Source organism: Sinorhizobium alkalisoli (assembly GCF_008932245.1).
Lineage (GTDB): Bacteria > Pseudomonadota > Alphaproteobacteria > Rhizobiales > Rhizobiaceae > Sinorhizobium > Sinorhizobium alkalisoli.
Genome location: NZ_CP034910.1, coordinates 1549198 through 1570540, shown reverse-complemented (window position 1 = coordinate 1570540; position 21343 = coordinate 1549198). Strand labels below are relative to the sequence as shown.

Sequence of the window (21343 nt, the reverse complement as noted above, 5' to 3'; positions counted from 1 at the left end):
GGGCGGTCCTGACGAGACGGTATCCATGCACAGCATCAGCGAAAATATTCTTTCGGCAGTCCGGATCGAGAAGGGCTTCCCAGGTACGAAGGCGCTCGACAAGGTCGATTTCCAGCTGCGGCGCGGCGAAGTCCATGCGCTTCTCGGAGAAAATGGCGCCGGCAAATCCACGCTCATCAAATGCTTGACCGGCGCCTATCGACGCGACGGCGGCAGCATCCTGCTCGACGGGGTCGAAGTCGACCCGCGCGACACCTTCGACGCCCAGAGGCTGGGGATTGGCACCGTTTACCAGGAAGTCAATCTGCTGCCGAACCTCACGGTTGCCGAGAACCTCTTCCTCGGGCGGCAGCCACGCCGCATCGGCATGATCGACACCGGCGCAATGAACCGAATGGCGCGCGAACTGCTTTCCGAATACGAGCTCGATCTGGACGTCACGCGCGACCTCGCCAGCTTTTCGGTGGCGATCCAGCAGGTTGTGGCGATCGCCCGCGCCGTCGATCTTTCCGGCAAGGTGCTTATCCTCGACGAGCCGACCGCGAGCCTCGACGCGCATGAAGTGGCGATGCTCTTCCGCATCGTCCGGCGCTTGAAGGCGCGCGGACTGGGCATCATCTTCATCACCCATTTTCTCGAGCAGGTCTACGAGATATCCGATCGCATCACCGTGCTTCGCAACGGTCAATTGGTCGGCACCCGCGAGACCGCCGATCTCGACCGGCGCGAACTGATCGCAATGATGATCGGCCGCGAACTCGCGGATGAGATACACAGCCATCACGCATCCGCGAGCGAGGGGCGGCTACGCTACCGCTTTCGCAATTACGGACGCCGCGGACACATAGATCCCTTCGACCTCGACGTGCGGGCTGGTGAAGTTGTCGGAATTGCCGGCCTGCTCGGATCGGGGCGGACGGAAACGGCGGAGGTGCTTTTCGGCGCCAGCCGCGCCGATAGCGGTACAGCTGAGATCGACGGGCGCGCGGTCGATCTGTTGTCGCCGCGGGCCGCCATCCGCCGGAAATTCGGCTTTTGCCCCGAGGACCGCAAGACCGCCGGCATCGTCGGCGACCTTTCGGTGCGCGAGAACATCGTGTTGGCGCTGCAGGCAAGACGCGGTTGGACCCGGCCGATCTCCCGCTCGGAGCAGAATCGCCTCGCAGACCACTATATCCGCGTGCTCGATATCCGCACCGCCGACCGTGAAAAGCCGATCAAGCTGCTATCGGGCGGCAATCAGCAGAAGGCTATTCTTGCCCGTTGGCTCGCAACCGAGCCGGAATTCCTGATTCTCGACGAACCGACGCGGGGCATCGATGTCGGCGCGCATGCGGAGATCGTCAGGCTCATCGAAAGCCTCCGTGAAAAGGGCCTGTCGCTGATCGTCATATCATCCGAGATCGAAGAGCTGGTCGCCTACAGCACGCGGGTGATCGTCCTGCGCGATCGTGCCCATGTCGCCGAACTCGATGGCGACCGAATTACCGCGCATCACATCGTCGAAGCGATCGCGGCAGCGAATGAAGGGGGCCATCGTGATGGCGACCGCTAAAACCTATCTCGGCCGACTGCTGCCGCAATTGATTGCGCTGACCGCGATTGTGATCGCTATTTCAATGGTTTTCCCTGGTTTTCTCAACCTACAAATCCAGAATGGTCGCCTCTATGGAAGCCTGATAGACATCCTCAACCGCGGTGCCCCCGTGGTGCTGCTGGCGATCGGCATGACGGTGGTCATCGCCACCAAGGGCATCGATCTCTCGGTCGGTGCCGTCATGGCGATCTGCGGCGCTGTTGCCGCCTCGCTGATCACCTCCGGCCACTCGCTTACCGAAACCCTCCTGGCAACGCTCGTGGTTGGTATCCTTTGCGGCGTCTGGAACGGACTTCTCGTCGCCATCCTCGACATCCAGCCGATCATCGCGACCCTTGTGCTGATGGTGGCCGGCCGCGGCATCGCGCAGCTCATCACCGAGGGCGCGATCCTGACCTTCAACCACCCTGGCCTTATCTTCATCGGTAGCGGTTCCTTTGCCGGCCTGCCGATGCCGGTCATCATCTGGCTGGTCTTCGGTATCCTCGTCGCGCTACTCGTTCGTCAGACGGCACTTGGCATGCTGATCGAAGCGATCGGCGTCAATCGTCAGGCGAGCACGCTGTCCGGCGTCCTCACCCCCGTTCTCCTGATCGCTGCCTACGTGCTTTCCGGCCTCTGTGCGGCGACGGCCGGCATCATCGCTGCCGCCGACATCCGGGGAGCGGACGCCAACAATGCCGGTCTCTGGCTGGAGCTCGATGCGATCCTCGCCGTCGTGGTCGGCGGGACGTCGCTTCTCGGCGGGCGCTTCAGCATCGCGGCCTCGGTGCTCGGCGCCATCATCATCCAGGCAATCAACACGGGCATTCTCCTGTCCGGCTTCCCCCCTGAGTTCAACCTCATCATCAAGGCGGCGATCATCGTGTTCATCCTCGTGCTGCAATCGCCGCGCTTCAGGACCGCCTTCACTTTCGTCAGGCTGCCGCGCGCCACCGGAAAACCGACCGAGCGAGAAGCAAAATGAAGCAGAAATATCTTCCGCTTACGGCAACGATCCTCATCTTCGTACTGAGCTATGCGCTCTGCGTCATGCAGTTCCCGAACATGCTTTCGACGCGGGTGATCGGCAATCTGCTGACGGATAACGCCTTCCTCGGCATTGCTGCCGTCGGCATGACCTTCGTCATCCTGTCCGGCGGCATCGACCTCTCGGTCGGTGCGGTCATCGCCTTTACCGGCGTGTTTCTCGCCGTCGTTCTGGAGCAGGGCGGTATGCACCCGCTCGTCGCCTTCGCGCTGGTGCTTGTTATCACCACGGCGTTCGGGGCGCTCATGGGAGCGATCATCCATTACCTCGAAATGCCTGCCTTCATCGTCACGCTCGCCGGCATGTTCCTCGCCCGCGGCATGGCCTTCGTGCTCTCGATCGATTCCGTTCCGATCAAGCATCCGTTCTATGCCACCTTGAAAGGGTTCTATTACAAGCTGCCCGGCGGCGGTCGGATTACGCTGATCGGCGGTTTGATGCTGCTCGTCTTCGCCGTCGGCATTGTGATTGCGCACAGAACCCGCTTCGGCACCAATGTCTATGCGCTAGGCGGCGGCGCCGCGACGGCGCAACTGATGGGCGTGCCGGTCGCGAGAACGACCATGGGCATCTACGCCCTCTCGGGGCTGCTGGCGGGGCTCTCCGGCATCGTCTTCTCGCTCTATACCTCGGCCGGCTATTCGCTCGCTGCGGTCGGCGTCGAACTCGACGCGATCACGGCCGTCGTCATTGGCGGGACGCTTTTGACCGGCGGCTCGGGCTTCGTCGCCGGGACCCTCGTCGGTATCCTGATCCAGGGGCTGATCCAGACCTACATCACCTTCGACGGCACGCTGTCGAGCTGGTGGACGAAGATCCTGATCGGTCTGCTGCTCTTCGCCTTCATCCTGTTGCAGAAGGGGATCATCCGGCTGACGCGGGCTGAGAGGCAGCACGCATGACGAGGGGGAGGGCCGGGTGAAATGCCGTCACGCTTCGGCAGGCCTGCGGGCAAAAGGACGAGCCATCGCCTCGTCGTGGACGAACTGGGACAAGCCGTCGTCGGCGGCGAGTTTGCGGTGGGCGAGATACTGCCCGGAGACCTCGAACTTGCAGCCCGTTTCAATGTCTCCCGAACGGTCCTGCGCGAAGCGATGAAGACCCTTGCCGCCAAAGGCCTGGTGCTCGCCCGGGCCCGCATCGGCACGCGCGTGCTGCCGCGAGCCAGCTGGAATCTCTTCGACAGCGACGTGCTCACATGGCGTTTCAATGCCGGCGTCGACGAGGATTTTCTGCGCCATGTCTGCGAGGTGCGGCTGGCACTCGAGCCCTATGCCGCGGGTCTCGCGGCGCGGCGGGCGACTGATGCGGACATTGCCCGGATGATGCGGCTCGCCGTTGCCATGGGGAAAGCCGGCCACGACGGGCAGACGCTCGCCCAGGCCGATCTGGAATTTCACCTGAGCCTGCTCGAATCCTCTCTCAATCCATTCATGCATACGGTGGGAAGCCTGATCGAAGCGGCATTGGTGGGGGTCTTCAGGCGAACGAGCCCCCGCGCCGACGCGACCGAGATCGATCGCGTCGCCATGGCCCATATCCGTATCGTCGAGGAAATCCGGCGCCGGAACGAGGAGGGCGCCCGCGGTGCGATGGAGCATGTGATCCGCGTCGGTCAGGAACGGTTGCTCCACGACCTGCGGGCACAGCGAACCCCGGCCGTGCCGCACGTTTAGATGAAGCCGAGCCCCTTCCAATTCGGATGAGCTAGCGGCTCTACTGCTCTGACTATATGGAGTAATCTCGCTCCAGGCCGAGGGCCTGGAGCGAGATTTGCATTCTGCTTACTTGCCGGCCGCCTGTGCCGCGTAGTTGTAGCTGTCATAGCTGTATTCGGCGACGCGGAACCATTGGAAGGATTCGTCGCGGAACTTCTTCCACTGCGGATAGATTTTCGCCCAGGCGGGATGTTTGTCCTCGAATTCGCCGTAGAGCTCGAAGGTGGCCTGGTAGGCCGCATCGAGGATGTCGCGCGGCATCGGCCTGAGCTTTACGCCCTTGCCGACGAGCGTACGGATCGCCGTCGTGTTCTTGACGTCGTACATGGCCTGCATGTTGAGGTTCGCCGCCTTGCAGGCGGTGTCGAGCGCGACCTTGTAGGCTTCCGGCAGCGCCTCGTATTGCGCCTTGTTGACGAAGAAGTGCACGGTCAACCCGCCTTCCCAATAGGCCGGATAATAATAGTTCGGCGCGATCTGGTAGAAGCCGAGGCGCTCGTCGTCATAGGGGCCGATCCATTCGGCCGCGTCGATCGTGCCGCGCTCGAGCGCCGGATAGATGTCGCCGCCCGGCAATTGCTGCGGCACGACGCCAAGTTTCGCCATGACTTGGCCGGCAATACCGGCGATGCGCATCTTGACGCCCTTAAGATCGGCGAGGCTCTTGATCTCGTTGCGGAACCAGCCGCCCATCTGGGCGCCGGTCGCGCCGCCAGGAATGCCGACGACGCCATAGTCGGCGAGAAACGCGTTGTAGAGCTCGTTGCCGCCGCCATGATAGAGCCAGGCATTCTGCTGGCGCGCGTTCATGCCGAAGGGAATGGTCGAGCCGATCGCGAATGTCGGATCCTTGCCGGTGAAATAGTAGCCGCAAGTATGGGCGATTTCGACCGTGTTGGCGTTCACTGCGTCGAGGGCCTGTGGTCCGGGCACGATCTCGCCGGCCTGGAATACCTGGATCTGGAATTTGCCTTCGGTGATCTTCGACAGAGCCTCGGCCATCACCACGGCGCCGCCGTAAATCGTGTCGAGATTATTCGGGAAACCCGAGGTCAGGCGCCAGCGAAGGGTCGGCAATTCCGCGCCGATCGCAGGAGCGGCGAGCGTCGAACCGGCGGCTGTTGCAACGCCGGCCAGCACGCCTTTCGACAGGAAGTTTCGTCTGTTGAGAGTATGAGTCACGCGTGGTCCTCCTCAGTTTTGGATGGGTGATTCCGGGCGGCTGTCGGGGCGAAGCGGCAGCCGGACTAGGGTCGTTGGGTGCTTACTATTGCGGCGCGCCGAAATCTGGCGTGGGCGAACCGAAGTCCACGGACGAGAGGTCGGGGCTCGTCCCGCCGTCTTCCGTGCCGAAGGGCGCGGCCGGGGTGCCGAAGGGATTGCTTTCCGCGTCTCCCGGCATCGGGACATCCAGCTGGATTTCTGACGGGTCCACCTCCACCTGGCCGGACTTGTAGTGGGTGACGAGGCCGGGGAACGACATGACGAGTACGACCATTGCCAGCTGGATGCCGAGGAACGGCAGCGCGCCCCTATAGATCTGGCCGGAAGTAACCGGTTGGATAGTCTCGCCGGTCACCTTGTCGCGATAGGCGCGAGCCGGTGCCACCGAGCGGAGATAGAAGAGCGAGAAGCCGAAGGGCGGGTGCATGAAGCTCGTCTGCATATTGATCGCCAGCATCACGCCAAACCAGATGAGGTCGATACCGAGACTATCCGCGACCGGCGCCAGCAGCGGGATGATGATGAAGGCCAGCTCGAAATAGTCGAGGAAGAAGGCGAGGAAGAAGACGAGCAGGTTGGCGGCGATCAGGAAGCCAAGCTCGCCTCCGGGTATGGACGTCATCAGGTGCTCGACCCAGATATGGCCGTTCACGCCGTAGAAGGTGAGCGAGAAGACGCGCGCGCCGAGCAGGATGAAGATCACGAAGGAGGAGAGCTTTGCCGTTGCATAGAGCGCCGAACGCAGGATCGTCAGATCGAGGCGGCGGTTGAATGCGGCCAGCATCAGCGCCCCGACCGCGCCCATGGCGCCGCCTTCCGTCGGCGTAGCAAGGCCGATGAAGATGGTGCCGAGCACGAGGAAGATGAGGGCGAGGGGCGGGATGAGGGACGTCATCACCTTGCGTGCGAGCTTGAGGCCGCGGAGCGACCGGGCTTCGGGCGGCAGCGCCGGCACGCTCTTCGGCTGCAGCAGCGACATGACCGCGATGAAGCCGGCATAGACGGCGACGAGCAGCAGACCCGGCACTAGTGCGCCCTTGTACATGTCGCCCACGGAGCGGCCGAGCTGGTCGGCGAGGATGATCAGCACCAGGCTCGGCGGGACGATCTGCGCAAGCGTTCCCGAGGCGGCGATGGTGCCGGCAGCTATCCTCCGGTCGTAGCCGTAGCGCAGCATGATCGGCAGCGAGATCAAACCCATGGAGATGACCGAGGCCGCAACGACGCCCGTAGTCGCCGCCAGGATCGCGCCGACGAAGACGACGGCGAAGGCGAGCCCGCCACGAACCGGTCCGAAGAGTTGCCCGATCGTGTCGAGCAGATCCTCCGCCATCCCACTTCGCTCCAGGATGAGGCCCATGAAGGTGAAGAAGGGGATCGCAAGCAGAGTCTCGTTCGACATCTGCCCGAAGATCCGGTCGGGAATGGCCCCGAAGAGGCTCGCGGGCAGGAGGCCCATTTCGATGCCGATGAAGCCGAAAACGAAGCCGACGAAGGCGAGGGCAAAGGCGACCGGATAGCCGATCAGCAGCACGACGATCAGCGACAGAAACATGATCGGCGCGAGATTTTCCGCGAAGAAAGCGAACATGTGACGAGATCCTGATTTAGAGCATTTTGCAGTCAGGTGGAATCACCTGAAGTCGCACAAATGCGGCAAAAACAAACAGATAGAGCGGTTGTGCGAACGCATGTGAGCGCATACCGCTCTAGAGGGCGTTGGCTTCGGCGTCGGCGAGCGCAATCGCATCGGGCAGGTCACCGCGAAGGATGGCGATGCGCTTGATCAGTTCCGAAAGCCCCTGCAGCGCCAGCAGTCCGAATCCGATCGGGATCAGCATCCAGACGGGCCAGAGAACCAGGCCGCCGGTATTGTTGGAGATCTCGCCGCTCGAGAACTTCGCAAAGAAGATCGGCGTCGCCAGATAGATCGTGATCAGACAGAAGGGCATGAGGAAAAGGAACGTTCCCATCGCCTCGATCCAGAGCTGCGCACGGCGCGGCAGGTGACCATAGAAGAGGTCGACCTTGACATGCTCGTTGTTGAGCAGGGTGAAACCGGCTGCGACCAGGAAGACAGCCGAGAACAGATACCACTGCGCCTCGAGCCAAGCGTTCGAGCTGAGGTCGAAAAGCTTGCGCGAGATCGCATTGAGGGCGCTGATCAGCACATCAGCCAGAAGCAGCCAAGAGACCGCCTTGCCCGCATGGGTATTCATCGCGTCGATGACGCGAGACAGCGACAATAGAATAGGCATCGAACTTCCTCCCCGATGACGGGTGGCTGGGACCACCGGTCGTCGCGGCAATTGGTATGCCCGCGCTTTCCTGGCTGCAAGGAGGAATATTGAGGAGATTCAATAACATACCCAGAAGTGGGTAGGCCGCTCACGTCAACCCGTGCTCGATGACATACCGCGTCAGCCCGGCGGTCGTCGCAATGCCGAGCTTCCTTTTCAGGTTCTTGCGATGCGTTTCCACCGTGGCAGCCGAAATGCCGAGGGTCTGTGCGATATCGCGATTGCTCTGGCCGGACGCCAAGAGACGCAGCACCTCCTGCTCACGAAGGGTAAGCGGCACGGCGTTGTCGTCGGCATTGCGTTCCATCAGCACGTCCGAGACCCCGGAGGAGAAGTAGGTCTCGCCGCGCGCGACCGCCTCGATCGCCGCAACGATCTCCTCGGTCGAGACATCCTTGAGGATATAGCCGCGGGCGCCTTTGAGAACCGACGTCGAGATGTATTCTCGGCTGTCATGCATGGAAAGCATGAGCACGCGTATGCCGGGCAGTTGCTGCTTGAAGAGCTCGATCGCGTCGATGCCGTTCACTTGCGGCATGTTGATGTCCATCAGCACGACGTCCGGCTGCGCGCGCAGGGCAATCTCGAGCCCCGCGCGCGCCAGCCCCGCGGTGCCAACCACCTCCACCTGGCCGTAGGTTTCGAGCAGCGCCTTGAGGCCGTCGAGCACCAGTGGATGGTTGTCTATCAGGAGGACCTTGATGGGTTGCTGTCTGCTCATGCTGCCTCCCGCCGTCTTTCAGGCTCGTGGTTTGCCGATTTCGGCAGCATAGCGGTCAGCCGCGTCCCCTCCGGGCCTGATTTGACGAGCAGGAGACCGCCGAAATGCGCCATGCGTTCCTGCATGTTGCGCAGGCCAAGCCCGCCTCGGCCATCCTTGAGTTCGTCCTCCACAAAACCATTGCCATTGTCGGCAATCGTCATCCTGACGCGCTCTTTTTCGCTCCAGAGCCTGATTTCCACCCGGCTTGCCCCGGAATGCCGCTCGATATTGTTGAGGGCTTCCTGGGCGATGCGGTAAAGGGCCGTGCTCGCCTCCGGCCTCAGCATGTCCCGCCACGCGGCTTCCATGTCCACCTCAATCCCGGTGCGCTCGGTGAAATTCTCGCTCAGCGCCTTCAGCGCCGGCGTCAGGCCGAGATCGTCGAGCACCCGCGGCCGCAATTCGTGCGAAAGCCGTCGCACCTCCTTGATCGCGCCGTTCAAGGCCTCGACGCCGACGTCGATCGCCCTGGAAGCGTCCTCGCTACGGTTCTTGACCTGGCGGCTCGCAAGGTCGATCGCATAGCGCACGCCGACGAGGTTCTGCGATATCCCGTCGTGCAGTTCGCGCGCGAGCCGCGCCCGTTCCTCCTCCTGCGTGTCGATGATGCGCTGCGTCAGCTGCTTCAGCTTGCCGTCCGCCATTCGCCGTTCGCGCAGCGTCACCAGCATGCAGGTGGCGAAGACGAGCAGCACGGCCGGTACGGCGATCAGCGTCACGACCAGAAAGGTCGTGCGGATATTCTCGCGGAGATCCGCCTTGGCGGCTGCGGTTTGCGCAAAGACGTCGTCGAGATAGACCCCCGTTCCGATCATCCAGTTCCATTTGTCGAGGCCGGCGGCGAAGGAGAGCTTGTCGGCAAGCTTGCCGGAGGAGGGCTTTTCCCATTTGTACTGATGGAGCCCGCCGCCTTCCTTGGCCTTGGCGATCAGATTGGCGATGACGCGGTCGCCATCGGGATCGACCAGGCCGAGCCAGTTGCGTCCCGGACGGAACTCCTGTCGGGGATGGACGAGATTGTTGCCGTCGTAGTCGTAGACGAAGAAATAGCCGTCCCGGCCGTAGTCGAGGCTCTTGAGGATCGCCTTGACCTTTTCCTTCGCTGCCTCGTCGTCGGGACCCGCCTTGCCATAGACCTCGTTGATTGCCGAGAGGGCGAGATTGGTGAGGTTCAGAAGCTCATTCTCCTTCGCCTTCAGCATGTTTTTCTCGAAGGTATCGATGCTGCTTTGAACGAGTGTCGTCGACTGCAATGTGATGAAGGCGGTAATGGTCAGGATCGCGACGATCAGAGGGACGATGGCCAGGGCGACGATCTGATGACGAAGATGCAAGTGCGTTCCTCCAATCCATGCTCGCCGGTTCGCTGGAAGCGCGGTCGTTTTCTCCGCTCGCCGACGGTGAACCTTGAAAAGGCTAGCCCACAGGATGATGTGGAAGTCAACTCGGGCTTGCCTGTCTCGGGGCTTTTCTCAGGCGGAACGCGGACGTTCGTGCGCTTGCCGCAGGTGCCGCTTCGCGCGAACGCCTTGCGCACACATTATTGCCATCCGCTTGGGCAAGTCAGGTAAAGTTCCATAACATAGATTATCTGATTTTCTGTTGTAGCCGCAAAGTTAAAGTGTCCTGTTCCTGCAAAGTAAGAATGTCACTCTCCCCGCGTTTTCAATGACGTGGGAGATTGCGGATGGGATTGATTGCGATGAGCGAGCGCGACCTGCAGCGGATCGAGGTTTTGTCGAAGGTGGTCGACGGCCGCATGACGCTGGTTTCGGCGGCGCATGTCCTGGGCTTGAGCACGCGTCAGGTGCGTCGACTGCTGGAGCGGATCCGGACGGATGGAGCGGCGGCGATCCGGCACAGGGCGATCGGCCGACCGTCGAACAACCGGATTAGCGACGGCGTGCGCGATTACGCCATGGCGATCGTGCGCGAGCGCTATGCCGATTTCGGCCCGACGCTGGCGGCCGAGAAGCTGGCCGAGCGCGATGGGCTGACGGTGTCGCGCGAGACCTTGCGCCAATGGATGTCGGAGGCCGGCCTGTGGCTGTCGCGCAAGCAGCGCCGGACGTTTCACCAGCCGCGGCTGCGCCGCGAAGCCTATGGCGAGCTGGTGCAGATCGACGGGTCCGAGCATCGCTGGTTCGAGGATCGTGGTGATCCCTGTTCGCTGCTGGTGTTCATCGACGATGCGACCGGCAAGCTGATGCAGTTGCGCTTCGTACGCTCGGAAAGCGCGTTTACGTATTTCGAGGCGCTGGAACTCTATCTGAAGGCGCATGGTGCGCCGGTCGCCTTCTATTCCGACAAGCATTCGGTGTTCCGGGTGGCGAAGAAGGACGCCAAGGGCGGCCAGGGCATGACCCAGTTCGGGCGTGCGCTGTCAGAGCTAAACATCGAGATTCTTTGCGCAAACTCGAGCCAGGCGAAGGGCCGGGTCGAGCGGATGAACCGGACGCTGCAGGACCGTTTGATCAAGGATCTGCGCCTGGAGGGCATCTGCGGCATGGACGACGGCAACGCTTTCCTGCCTCGGTTCATGGAGCGCTATAACCGGCAGTTTGCCATTACCCCTGCCCGACCGGATGATCTGCATCGGCCGATGAATCTCGCGTCGGACCGGCTGAAGGAGATCCTCTGCAAACGTGAGCAGCGTTATGTCGGTGCCCAGTTGACGTTCTCCTACGAGCGCCAGCGGATCATGCTGGAAGAGACCGAGGTGACGCGCGGACTGGTCGGCCGCTATGTCGAGACCTACGCTTATGCCGATGGCCGGCTCGATGTGCGCTGGAAGGGGCATTCCCTGTCCTACCGGGTGTTCGACAAGGACCAGCGCGTGACGCATGCGGCGATCACCGAGAACAAGCGTCTTTCCGATGTGCTGGCCTACATCAAGGACCGTCAGGACCAGCAAGAGAAGCCGGTTGTGAAGACCAACAGCGAGAAGAATGGCTACAGGCCGCGGGGACGCAGGCCGGGCAAGCGGACGGATTTCATGAACGATCCGGCGGTCGTTGCTCGGCGGCGGCAAGCGCTCTCTGAGCTCGATGCGGCGGAATGATCCGCCATCGCAAGGTCTCAAAGCTAAAGCCGGTTGGTGCCATTCACCCGCCCCCTCCCTTCCCTTGCAACCCGGCCCAGCCGGTCCGGTCGGGGGCTTGCCTCAGCGCAAGTGGAGATGCCGAGTGTCGCATTTCTAAATGGCTGAAGACGTATCCAAAGTGACATTTTAACTTTGCGCCACGCCGGACATTTCAACCTGGCCGCCACATGTGTAGGATTTTAGAGATGCGACATATGAGCCAGTTAGAGATGCGACAGTCGTCGCCTCTTGGGATGCTGACCAAACGTCAACGTTGAGAGCAAGGATGGCGGCCTTCAGCTTGGTTGAGACTATGAGCGGTCGAAGCCGGTTATGTCCTGTTTGATCACCGTGTAGACGACCGGCCGCGTTGTCCTACCCTTGACGAACCAAGATGGTTCACCAATATTAGCCGTGAACCAATGAGGTTAAGACAATGACCGCTGCTTTCACTGTGCGCGTGCAAGACGAAATTGCTGAAAAGCTTGACAGGATAGCCGTGCTTTCTGATCGCTCCCGTGCCTATTTAGCCGCCCAGGCGATTGAGGACTATGTCGCAAGAGAGGAATGGCAGTTGGCCGAGATCCAAGCTGGGATAGATGAGGCCGATCGCGGCGAGTTTGCCAGCGCGAACGAGTTGGCCAGTGTGGTGGCAAAGTACGTAAAGGCCGCTCGCCAAGCATGAGCAGCCACGCGTTGCGCTGGACTCGCAGAGCTGCCCAAAGGCTCGACCAAATCGGTAGCTATATCGCGAAGGACGATCCCGAGGCTGCCGCCCGCGTCGTCGCACGCATCGTTTCGGCCGTAGACAGTCTAGCGAGGCAGCCGGCCATGGGACGTGTCGGACGTATTAAGAGTACCCGCGAGTATGTCTTTGCGGATATTCCCTATATTGTCGCCTACCGGGTGAGGCCTGACGTCGTCGAAATCTTGACCGTTCTTCATGGGGCTCAGCGATGGCCACTTAAGTTGGACTAAGCGGCCATCGCGATCACTCTCCTGCTTCGATCAGTTGCCGTGTGGCGGCCGTCGAGTCCGGCTACGACTTCAACACGGCGCGGGGCCGACGCTCCTGAACGTGACGGCATCCGAAGGTGGTCAAATGGCTTGGTCGATATCTGGCAGCTTGCAATGCCAACTCTTCACCCGCAACGCCGGGTGCTGCTCGGACCATGCGGCAATGTGCATGACGGATCGGAACATGCATTGGGTCACCGAACCTGTGTCTTCGAGGCGCAATGCCTCTTCGCGACACCTTTCGGGCGCCGAGAGGAGGTAGACTGTCAGTAGAAGCGTTACCGCCTCCCCTCAAAGCATCCCGTCAGGCCCTCCCCCCTGTCGCAATGCGCAACAGTGACGGCGCAATGCGGCTGGCAATCAGTTGGGTGACGATACATGTGCCAATGGTCAAGGGTCCTGAGAGTATAAAAAATATGTAGAATTCGTCGATATAAAATATCTGCGAAAATACATGAAAGAGTATTATTTCGATATAATAGTGAGACAGAAACATAAAGAAACTGTATTGAGAATATTTTGATATTTTTCCAAATACTGTCTTGCTCAGATATCCGATCAATGGCCACGCCGCGAGGAAGCCCAATAGCCTGTGCCCCATCCACCAGAGAGATTCATAATCCACCTTGAAATAGAAGATAACGAATGCCGATGTCAGATAGATCGGCATCGTTATTGGAAGCAAAAAATCTATAACCCTGGCATCGATACGCATCGATGCGACGAGAGCCCCAAGGAAGAATCCGATTAGAATATCGTTACGTATCACAATATATGAATCAAGGTTATAAATTCCCACGATTAATATTATTGCAAACGAATAAAGTGGGTATTTGCGAAATGGCATCGCAATGCACAGAGCGATCAGGTTGCAGGCGATCAGGTTTCTCAGGAAGTGGAGGGGCTCATTCGCCGGCTGCTCCGTAAGGCCAAGGATTGCATTGCTCCAATTGAGAATGTCGCCGCTGATTAGTTTGTCATACTTGTCGAGATATTGACCATGCCACTGAAAAGCCAAAATCGAAATAGCCATCGGAATATTCCATAACAGCATCGGTACGAAGAGCGTCTTATATTTGTTGCACAAGAACCAAATCGGCCTCCGATCGAAACTCGATGAGAAGCACAGATATCCGGATATGACTGTCAAAGTACTCGCTGCTGTCTTCAGCAATCCGATCTGGATATATCCGCGAACATAGCCAAGGTTGTCCCAAGAATAGAGACTGAGCTCCGACGGTATCCTTGTGTGGTGAAGAACAATGGCCGCGATCAGGATTATTCTTGATAGCTCGATCCTCCTTCTCAATTCTGCGCTCACAGCAACTGCGTTTTGTGGGCTGTCGACAGGCTGATGAACAATTGCTGCAGTCATGGCACAAGAGCCTTGTCGCTAGCCTCACGGGTGCCGTTCCCATTGGGCGCGAGGCTTTCTGCCGGCGGTCGGGATTCGGTTGTCATGGCTGCTCCAAAACCTGGAACGCACGGGCTTCTGCAATTCAGACCAGCGTCAGAAGGTGGGCGTCCTGTCGGTCGAGGTCGTCTTCGAACTGTCGGACCCGCTCAGTGATCCTCCGGCGGTAAGCCTCGCGCGACAGAACAATCGTTGCGAACTGCTCGATCAGGCTCTCGACGTCAAACCGTTCCACATGCTGGCACAGTGCGCCCAGCCCCATTTCTTCCATCAGCACGTCGTTCTTGCGGGCATATCCCAGGGAAATGGTTGGCCGACCGAGTTTCAGCGCGCAAACGACGTTATGGAAACGCGTCGCAACCACGATGTCGACTGCCGAGATCTGAAGCATCAGGTCGTGCAGCGACAAGGACGGTTCTGCGATCACCCTGGAGGACGGCAGGTCGGGCCGGGCGCGGCCCAGCTCTGCGACAAGAGCGTCCACGGCTGTCTTGTCTGTCAGTTCTCCGGTCAGGAGGCGGACGTCGTGGCCGTTGTCGAGGAGATGGACGACGAATGTCGCCAGTTTCTTGATGTAGGCGGCGAATATTGCCTCGCCGCCGCGCGCGAAGCCATACCACCCGTAATAGCTCATCACCCCGACGCCAACGGTCAAGCGTTCTGCGCCTGCGGATCCTGGCGGCGGGTTTGGAGGCGCCTGCAGCTTGAATGCGATATCGGGAAAGACGAGATCCCGGCCCGTGTCCAAACCGACGCTCTCCATGAATTCCTTCGACTGGCTGTCCCGGTAGGACCGGTAGTGCGCCATGCGTGCGGCCGCCGTCATCAGCCGCCGACTGAGGCCGTGCCGGATAGGGCCTGCACCTATGCTGACGAGCGCGATCCTGGCGCCGACCACCCTTGCGCCGAGACACCACCTGAAGATATCGAACGGCATGCCGTAGGGCCGCTCGCCGAAGTCGTCGAGAATGCCTGTGCCGGGAACGATCACGAGATCAACCTTGCGGATATGTCTGAGCGTTTGCGCCAGGTCGACCATCTTGCCCGGGATTTTCAGAAAGAGCCGGTCGAGCTTGCGCGCCACGCCGGTCAAATGCCGCGACCAGCTGATCGGCCGGGTGGCAATGCCAAACTTGCGCGTCACCTCGTCCGGATTGTCACATATGCAGACAAGTTCCGCATCCGTCCGACGATGCCTGAGGAACTCGATCATCGCTTCGAGCGACCCGTCATTGCCGAGATTGCCGCAACCAAAAAGCCCGAACAGGGCGATCCTGGCGCGCCTTCCGCGCATGGTGGGGGAAGCAAGTCCCGCCTGCCCCGGCGCTGGCGCTGCGTCGACTTGCGCCCTTGCGAAGCGGCTTGCACTGCTGTCGTCGGCGGTCATTGGCTGCGGTCCGTGGCTTGCGAACGCAGCTCGAGAACCCAATCGGCGAAACCGGCCTCGTTCGTCGGTGCCGGCCGCAAGCTCTGCCGGCTTGCTGCGAATGGAGAACCCTCTGCGGGGAGTGATCGACCGCTGGATGGATCAATCCATCTTGCCTCGATTCCTGGACCTGCAAGCCGGGACAGATCCAGCGTGACGCGCCGGCTTGTCGGCAGGTAGACAAGGGCAAACGAGCCGTCGCCTGCTCGCGCGGCGACTGCACGCGCCTCTTCGCTTCCGCGCCCCTCGACCAGAAGTGTGTTCGCGACATCCGGTTCCAACAGCCACCATTTGAGCGACGACATCACCTTCAGGAGAATGGTCATGCTTCGGGCGCCCCGGCTGTCGAGGGCCTGTTGCCAGCTCACCGGCGTCGGATAGAGGCCCGGCCCGTCGAAATGCCAGATCGGATTGTTTCCGAAAATGTGTCCCATGGCCCCCGAAAGAACGGCCTGATAGGCCTGCATTCGGAGGCGATGTTCGCTCGCGTCGTGCTCGTTCTCGTAGGCGCTCTCCATCAGGAAGAACGGCATGGCTTCCTTGCGGCCGTACTCCGACAGTGCGGCGCTGTACACCGATCCGTAGGTATAGACATTGTTTATCGCCAGCCATGGCTCGCCACTCCAGTGCTCGAGAGCGGGACTGCCCGGCGAACCATGGGCTGTCTGGAGCGCGTCGGGATCGTCTTCCTTTATACCCTCTACCAGCGCACGGATCAGGTCCTTGTCCGGAGGGTTGTAGTCGCCGCCCTGCACCCAGACGACATTGTTGTAGCCTCCGTAGCGTTTTCCCAGGAAGCGGCCATAATCGCGCATGCTTTCGGCTCCGGCATCCTCCATCTCTTGATACCAGCCTTCCGGGCCACCTCCGTTGCCGACATAGGATGGCGTGAGCAGCACCAGAAAACCAAGCTCGCATGCTTTTTCCAGAACCCAGTCGGCGTGGTCGAAATAGGCCTCATTGGGCGCGGCGTAGTCGCCGTCACGCAGGAACGGGCGCTCGCCATAGGCGTTGGCGGGGGCGCCGGTGGCAAAGCGATGTTCGATCAGATTGACCAATATCGTGTTGAATCCGCGGGCCTTCCGGTCCCGCAAGTATCGTTCGGCATCTTCACGGGTCAGCTGGACGACAAGCGACCAGGCGGTGTCTCCCTGCATGAAGAACGGGCGGCCCGAGGCGTCCTCAAGATAGCGATTTCCGGATCGGGCGCTGAGTGGGAAGGAAGTGCCGTCACCATTCACCGATGCGGTTTCGCAGGCTTGTCCGGCGACGGTCCCGGCAACCAGCAGGCAAACGGCCAAGGCAAAGCGTTTTGACGCCCGCCGCGCGCCCTGGCGCCTCGGCAGCCGGCCGAACCGCGTGGAAGCTCCTTCGGCGTCGTTTTCAAATGTTGATCGATAAGGCACGTTCGATCTCTTTTCGTGTGACCAGGGGAGCCACCTTCCTGGCCGGCGCATACGAGGCGCCTGCTCTTGCATTCGCCATCAGGTTAGCCGTGCAGCACCTTGCGGCAATCCTGCCATAATGGGGATACGGCGGCTTTTCGTACCCCTTTCGGGGCATTCCTCACCATAATGTCCGGCATGACGCGGCGACGAGATTGCCGGAGAAATGGTGGTCGGCAAGGCAATCTGGGGACCCCGAACGCATGGCGGCTGTCAAACGCGCACTCCTTCTGAGTACTGGGGAACGCTATTTCGCGCTGGTCAGCAATTTCGTGACGGTAGCGGCTGTTTCCAGAATTCTCACGCCGGCCGAGATTGGCGTTTCAGTGATTGGAATGGCCATTGTCGGCATCGCCATGTCGGCTCGTGAATTTGCGAGCGCGAATTTCCTCATCCAGCATCCGCACCTGACCCGCGCCGATGTGCGCGGCGCGTTCACCGTCATGGTGCTCTTCACCTCGACCGTCACCATCGCTCTGGCCTTTTCGGCCCCGTTGCTGGCGGGCGCTTACGACGACGAGCGGCTGGCTCCGTATCTGCGGGTCATCGCCGCCGCCTTTTTTCTCGATCTGATGGCCGCCCCGATCATCACGCTCCTGCGTCGCGACATGGACTTCGGCAAGGTCGCGGCCATCAATATCTCCGGCGCAGTTGCCGCGACGGCCGTGACCATTTCGCTTGCGCTGCTCGGCTTCAGCTATATGAGCTTTGCCTGGGCATGGGTCGCGAGCGCCGTTGTCACAGGTCTCCTAGCTGTCGGGCTCAGCCGTCAGTTCTGGATCTTCAGGCCTTCTTTGGTCGGCTGGCGCGGCATGGTTGCTTTCGGCGGCTACAATGGTGCGACAAACCTTCTATACAAGACCTACGAAGCCGTTCCCTACCTCCTTCTTGGAAGAATCCTCTCCCTCGACGCGGCAGCGCTATACAGCCGCGGCCTGATGATTTGCCAGCTCCCCGACAAGGTCATACTGGGCGGCGCCATATCGGTGATCCTGCCGGCCTTCTCGGCCGAAGCGCGGCAGGGCAGAAGCTTGAAGCAGCCTTATCTCAAAGCGCTTGGACTGATCACGGCTCTGCAATGGCCAGCGCTCCTGGTGCTCGCGGTACTAGCCTATCCGATCGTCGACCTGCTGCTCGGAGATCAATGGCATGGCGTCGTACCCATTGTTCAGATCGTCGCGATTGCCTCGCTGTTCTCCTTCAGCTTCGAACTGAACTATCCAGTGCTGGTCTCGCTAGGCGCCGTGCATGACATCTTCCGACGCGCGCTAATCATCTGTCCCGTGTCCGTCGTCATCATCACTGCAGCAGCCTTCTTCGGTCTTCGGGCGGTGGCGTTCAGCTTGCTCCTGGTGATTCCGTTCCAGGCTTTTGTTTCGCTGACATTTGTGCGCCGGCATGTAGTGATTGGCTGGCTGGAAATCTGGAGCGCCGTGTGGCGCAGCGCCGTCGTAGCAGCCATCACCGTTGTGGGCCCGTTGGCCGTTGTGATCTCTACGGGATCGGGCCTTGAGATTTCCCTCGTCAGGGCTCTGATCGCGGCCGCTCTCGCTGCGGCCGGATGGCTGCTCGGCCTATGGCTGACCGGTCATGCCCTTCTCGCCGAAATCCTGGGAGGGGTTGCAGTTTTCCGGGGCGGCGGGTTGAAGGCGCCAGGGGTCCTCGAGTGATCGCCCCTGCGATGCCAGCAAATCGGTTCAACTCTTCGTTGACGGGCGGGCGGTCTTATGCGTTCCGCGGACGGTATCGAGGAGGCTGCGATCCATCCGGGATAAATATCGGAAAGGCGGGATCAGCGCCACGCGCGGATCGAGCCGAACGGCGAGCCTGAACAGCGCGATCGCACTTCCACTGCCACGCGTGAGATCCTTGACTGCGCACCAATAGGCACGCTCGGCGATGCTGCGCCTGCCCAGGCGCAACAGCCGGTCGGCGTCGGCCATGGCGCGTCCCTCGCGGCTGAAGAAGCTGTCGAGCGCCGCCACCCGTTCGACGAGGTCGCGGGTTCGCTCGGCCAGGAAATCACGCGTTCTGTTGTGGCCGTGCATGCGTTTGACGCCGAGGACCGCGGGGGTATCGGCCACGCTGCCCAGTCGGGCCAGGCGCAGCAGCATTTCGAAATCGTCGGTGTGCGGGAGTTCGGTGCGGTAATGGCCCGCAGCCTTATGCGCGGAGGTGCGCGCCAGCACCATGCCTGCGGCGATGTATGCTTCCGGATTGCGGCAGCGCTCGACGATGAAATCCGTTCCGTCACGGACGCGCCATGGCGCGGGATGGCCCGCGTCGTTCTGCTCGGGAAACGGCTCTCCTTCGTGCCAGTGAATGTCGGCGCCGTAGGCGAAGCTGGTCCGCGGATGCTGTTCCATGACGGAAACCATGCGCGCCAGACTGCCAGGCGCCAGGAGGTCGTCCGAGCACAAGACCATAAAGTAGTCGGCCTTTGCCCAGTCCACGCCTTCATTGAACGAGGCATGGGGACCGAGATTGCGGGTGCGCAGTACGATCTCGATGCGGTTGTCTCTGGCGGCGAGTTCACGCGCGACCAGGGGACTGCAGTCCGTCGAGGCATTGTCGATGATCAGAATCCGCAACTCATTTAGCTGCTGACCAAGGACGCTGTCGACGCAGTCGCGCAGGAAATGCCCGTGCTCATAGCAGGGGATGACGATATCGACGCTTGCCATCGCGGTACTTTCGCTCTGCCCTGCCCGTTACCTTGCCGCAGAAATATCGGGACCGCCCGATCCGTCCCTGCCGGCGGCGATCCTCCTGCGGAAGGGCGGCATTTCGGAAACGACTTCGGCGGCGCGTTCGAGTGGGCGATCCATCTTCAAAAGCCACTGGAAGGGAGGCAGCAGTGCGGCGTTGGGCCGCCACCGATGCGACAGCCGCAAAAGCTCGGCACCGGCGCGGCCATGGCCCCTGCAAAAGTGAGAGATCGCCGACCAATAGGCGTGTTCGCCCAGTCCCCTCCTAGCCTTTGCCATCAAATGCTCAGCATCGGGGATCGCCCTCCCCTCATGGGCAAAAAAGCTTTCGAACGCCGCCTCGCGTTCGGTGAAGTCGCGCAACTGCCGGTAATCAACGGACATGCGCGAGGCATGATACCTGCGGATCGCCTGGGGGATTTTGATGCTGGCGACGTCACCGAGGGTCGCAAGGCGTAGCCACATTTCCAGATCGTCTGTATAGGGCAGCGACGCGCGATAGTATCCTGCCTGCTTTTGCACCGACGTCCGCCGAATGACTGTGTTCGCCCCGATATTGTTGACGGGTTTCCGGCAAAGCCTCTGGATGAATTCCTCTCCCCTGGTCACCTCGACTTGAGGGCCCTTCGGTCTTGCCGCCAGCGCGCGCTCGGCGCCGTTCTCCTCGAGCCGCGTTTCGATCCCGTGCGTGAAACTGAGGCCGGGGGCGCTGTCGAGGACCGCCGCCGCACGCGCCAGCGCGCCCGGCGCCAGCGCGTCGTCGGCGTCGAGAATGAGAAAATATTCCGACGAACCCCAGTCGATTCCTTCATTGTAGCTGAACGTGGCGCCCTGGTTGGTCGCGTGCGTCAGGATCTCGACCCTGCGATCCCGGGCCGCCAGGTCTCTCGCAACCGCGACGCTGTCGTCCGTCGACGCGTTATCGATGATGAGCACCCGAAGGTCGACGCCCTTCTGCGCCAGGATGCTGGCGACGCAATCGCCGAGGAAACGTCCGTAATTGTAACAGGGGACGACAACGTCAACGCTGGCCATCATGGAAAGACCTGTCTCCGTTTGGACCGCGATCTTGCACGTATTGGACGCCAATCCGTCAAGAATATCCGGCCCGCTGCCGGTTGCGACGGGAACCGTAGCATTTTCGAAAGGCTGGTTGTCTCCACACGTTAGAGGTATATGTCTACGCCTTCGCGTGAATCCGGATGAAGGCAGGCTTAGCGCTTAAGTAGTCGGTCCGCCTCGGGAGCGACCAATGGCCTGGTTTTGAACCCTCCTTAGGCGCCGGTGCCCTGTGGACCCGGACAATGGTTCCATCGACGATCACGCAGCCTCGATGATGCGGACGCCCCCGCGCGCTGGCTGCGGCTATCTGTCGGCCTGCCGCCACCTGCCGCCCACAGCAGCAAGAGGCGCATTTACGGCCATCGGATCGGACCTGGCCGAGGTGTGGAACACAGGAGGTGCCCGGATCGCAAGGAAGAAATCCTGCCTTCGACGCTTATCCGAAAGCATGAGTGGCCACACGCCCGAAAGCGGTAGCGCATGGCAAGGTTTTGTCCAAGGGGGCATCCTGCTCGCCAATTGGCGTTCTCGCCCAACCCTTCGGGTCCAAGTAGCCT

Annotated in this window: 19 protein-coding genes; 8 read left to right on the top strand and 11 right to left on the bottom strand. The window is 61.0% G+C overall.

Going from position 1 to position 21343, the window contains the following annotated elements:
* The first annotated feature begins 25 nt into the window (after positions 1-25).
* Genes ytfR through EKH55_RS25100 form a run of 4 tightly spaced genes read left to right on the top strand, consistent with a single transcriptional unit; the run spans position 26 to position 4303 of the window.
* Positions 26-1555, top strand: a complete 1530-nt coding sequence (gene ytfR, locus EKH55_RS25115) for a galactofuranose ABC transporter, ATP-binding protein YtfR (protein WP_151613599.1) — start codon at positions 26-28, stop codon at positions 1553-1555.
* Positions 1542-2564, top strand: a complete 1023-nt coding sequence (locus tag EKH55_RS25110) for an ABC transporter permease (protein WP_069456526.1) — start codon at positions 1542-1544, stop codon at positions 2562-2564. Before ytfR ends, EKH55_RS25110 begins: the two co-directional genes overlap by 14 nt.
* Positions 2561-3529, top strand: coding sequence for a galactofuranose ABC transporter, permease protein YjfF (yjfF, locus tag EKH55_RS25105; protein ID WP_151613598.1), 969 nt, complete (start codon positions 2561-2563; stop codon positions 3527-3529). The genes EKH55_RS25110 and yjfF overlap by 4 nt, the downstream gene beginning before the upstream one ends.
* Positions 3530-3550: 21 nt before the next feature.
* Positions 3551-4303 (top strand): FadR/GntR family transcriptional regulator, encoded by a 753-nt coding sequence (locus tag EKH55_RS25100; RefSeq protein ID WP_151613597.1) that lies wholly within the window; start codon positions 3551-3553, stop codon positions 4301-4303.
* Between the two features lie 108 nt (positions 4304-4411).
* On the opposite strand, the gene EKH55_RS25095 is transcribed toward EKH55_RS25100, so the two are convergent.
* The 5 genes from EKH55_RS25095 to mctS form a co-directional block, all read right to left on the bottom strand.
* Entirely contained in the window at positions 4412-5527 is a 1116-nt protein-coding gene (locus tag EKH55_RS25095; protein ID WP_069456509.1) for a TRAP transporter substrate-binding protein, read from the bottom strand.
* An 85-nt stretch (positions 5528-5612) separates the two neighbouring features.
* Entirely contained in the window at positions 5613-7160 is a 1548-nt protein-coding gene (locus EKH55_RS25090) for a TRAP transporter large permease (RefSeq protein WP_069456508.1), read from the bottom strand.
* 118 nt (positions 7161-7278) lie between these two features.
* The gene (locus EKH55_RS25085; protein ID WP_151613596.1) at positions 7279-7827 is read right to left on the bottom strand and encodes a TRAP transporter small permease subunit; all 549 of its coding nucleotides are present in this window, start codon (positions 7825-7827) and stop codon (positions 7279-7281) included.
* Between the two features lie 130 nt (positions 7828-7957).
* Positions 7958-8590, bottom strand: coding sequence for a two-component system response regulator MctR (gene mctR / locus EKH55_RS25080; RefSeq protein ID WP_151613595.1), 633 nt, complete (start codon positions 8588-8590; stop codon positions 7958-7960).
* Positions 8587-9966, bottom strand: coding sequence for a two-component system sensor histidine kinase MctS (gene mctS / locus EKH55_RS25075; protein ID WP_151613594.1), 1380 nt, complete (start codon positions 9964-9966; stop codon positions 8587-8589). The genes mctR and mctS overlap by 4 nt, the downstream gene beginning before the upstream one ends.
* A 353-nt stretch (positions 9967-10319) precedes the next feature.
* Between mctS and EKH55_RS25070 the strand changes: the two genes are divergently transcribed.
* The 3 genes from EKH55_RS25070 to EKH55_RS25060 all read left to right on the top strand — a co-directional run bounded on the left by EKH55_RS25070 (position 10320) and on the right by EKH55_RS25060 (position 12692).
* Positions 10320-11693 (top strand): ISNCY family transposase, encoded by a 1374-nt coding sequence (locus tag EKH55_RS25070; protein ID WP_151611216.1) that lies wholly within the window; start codon positions 10320-10322, stop codon positions 11691-11693.
* A 457-nt stretch (positions 11694-12150) separates the two neighbouring features.
* Positions 12151-12399, top strand: coding sequence for a CopG family ribbon-helix-helix protein (locus EKH55_RS25065; protein ID WP_151613593.1), 249 nt, complete (start codon positions 12151-12153; stop codon positions 12397-12399).
* Positions 12396-12692 carry a type II toxin-antitoxin system RelE/ParE family toxin gene (locus EKH55_RS25060; RefSeq protein WP_151613592.1) on the top strand — a complete coding sequence of 99 codons (297 nt, stop codon included), beginning with the start codon at positions 12396-12398 and terminating at the stop codon, positions 12690-12692. Before EKH55_RS25065 ends, EKH55_RS25060 begins: the two co-directional genes overlap by 4 nt.
* Before the next feature lie 120 nt (positions 12693-12812).
* On the opposite strand, the gene EKH55_RS29855 is transcribed toward EKH55_RS25060, so the two are convergent.
* The 4 genes from EKH55_RS29855 to EKH55_RS25040 form a co-directional block, all read right to left on the bottom strand.
* Positions 12813-13001, bottom strand: a complete 189-nt coding sequence (locus EKH55_RS29855) for a hypothetical protein (protein ID WP_151613957.1) — start codon at positions 12999-13001, stop codon at positions 12813-12815.
* Between the two features lie 34 nt (positions 13002-13035).
* Positions 13036-14106 carry an acyltransferase family protein gene (locus EKH55_RS25050; RefSeq protein ID WP_246231889.1) on the bottom strand — a complete coding sequence of 357 codons (1071 nt, stop codon included), beginning with the start codon at positions 14104-14106 and terminating at the stop codon, positions 13036-13038.
* Between the two features lie 124 nt (positions 14107-14230).
* Positions 14231-15532, bottom strand: a complete 1302-nt coding sequence (locus tag EKH55_RS25045) for a polysaccharide pyruvyl transferase family protein (RefSeq protein WP_151613591.1) — start codon at positions 15530-15532, stop codon at positions 14231-14233.
* Complete coding sequence (locus EKH55_RS25040) at positions 15529-16977, bottom strand: glycoside hydrolase family 140 protein (RefSeq protein ID WP_246231887.1); 1449 nt, start codon at positions 16975-16977, stop codon at positions 15529-15531. Before EKH55_RS25040 ends, EKH55_RS25045 begins: the two co-directional genes overlap by 4 nt.
* Before the next feature lie 242 nt (positions 16978-17219).
* Here EKH55_RS25040 and EKH55_RS25035 point away from each other — a divergent pair, with 242 nt between their 5' ends.
* Complete coding sequence (locus tag EKH55_RS25035) at positions 17220-18686, top strand: lipopolysaccharide biosynthesis protein (RefSeq protein ID WP_151613590.1); 1467 nt, start codon at positions 17220-17222, stop codon at positions 18684-18686.
* 27 nt (positions 18687-18713) lie between these two features.
* On the opposite strand, the gene EKH55_RS25030 is transcribed toward EKH55_RS25035, so the two are convergent.
* On the bottom strand, positions 18714-19700 hold the full coding sequence (locus tag EKH55_RS25030; RefSeq protein ID WP_151613589.1) for a glycosyltransferase family 2 protein: 987 nt from the start codon (positions 19698-19700) through the stop codon (positions 18714-18716).
* A gap of 27 nt (positions 19701-19727) precedes the next feature.
* Positions 19728-20762, bottom strand: coding sequence for a glycosyltransferase family 2 protein (locus tag EKH55_RS25025; protein WP_246231884.1), 1035 nt, complete (start codon positions 20760-20762; stop codon positions 19728-19730).
* Between the last annotated feature and the right edge of the window lie 581 nt (positions 20763-21343).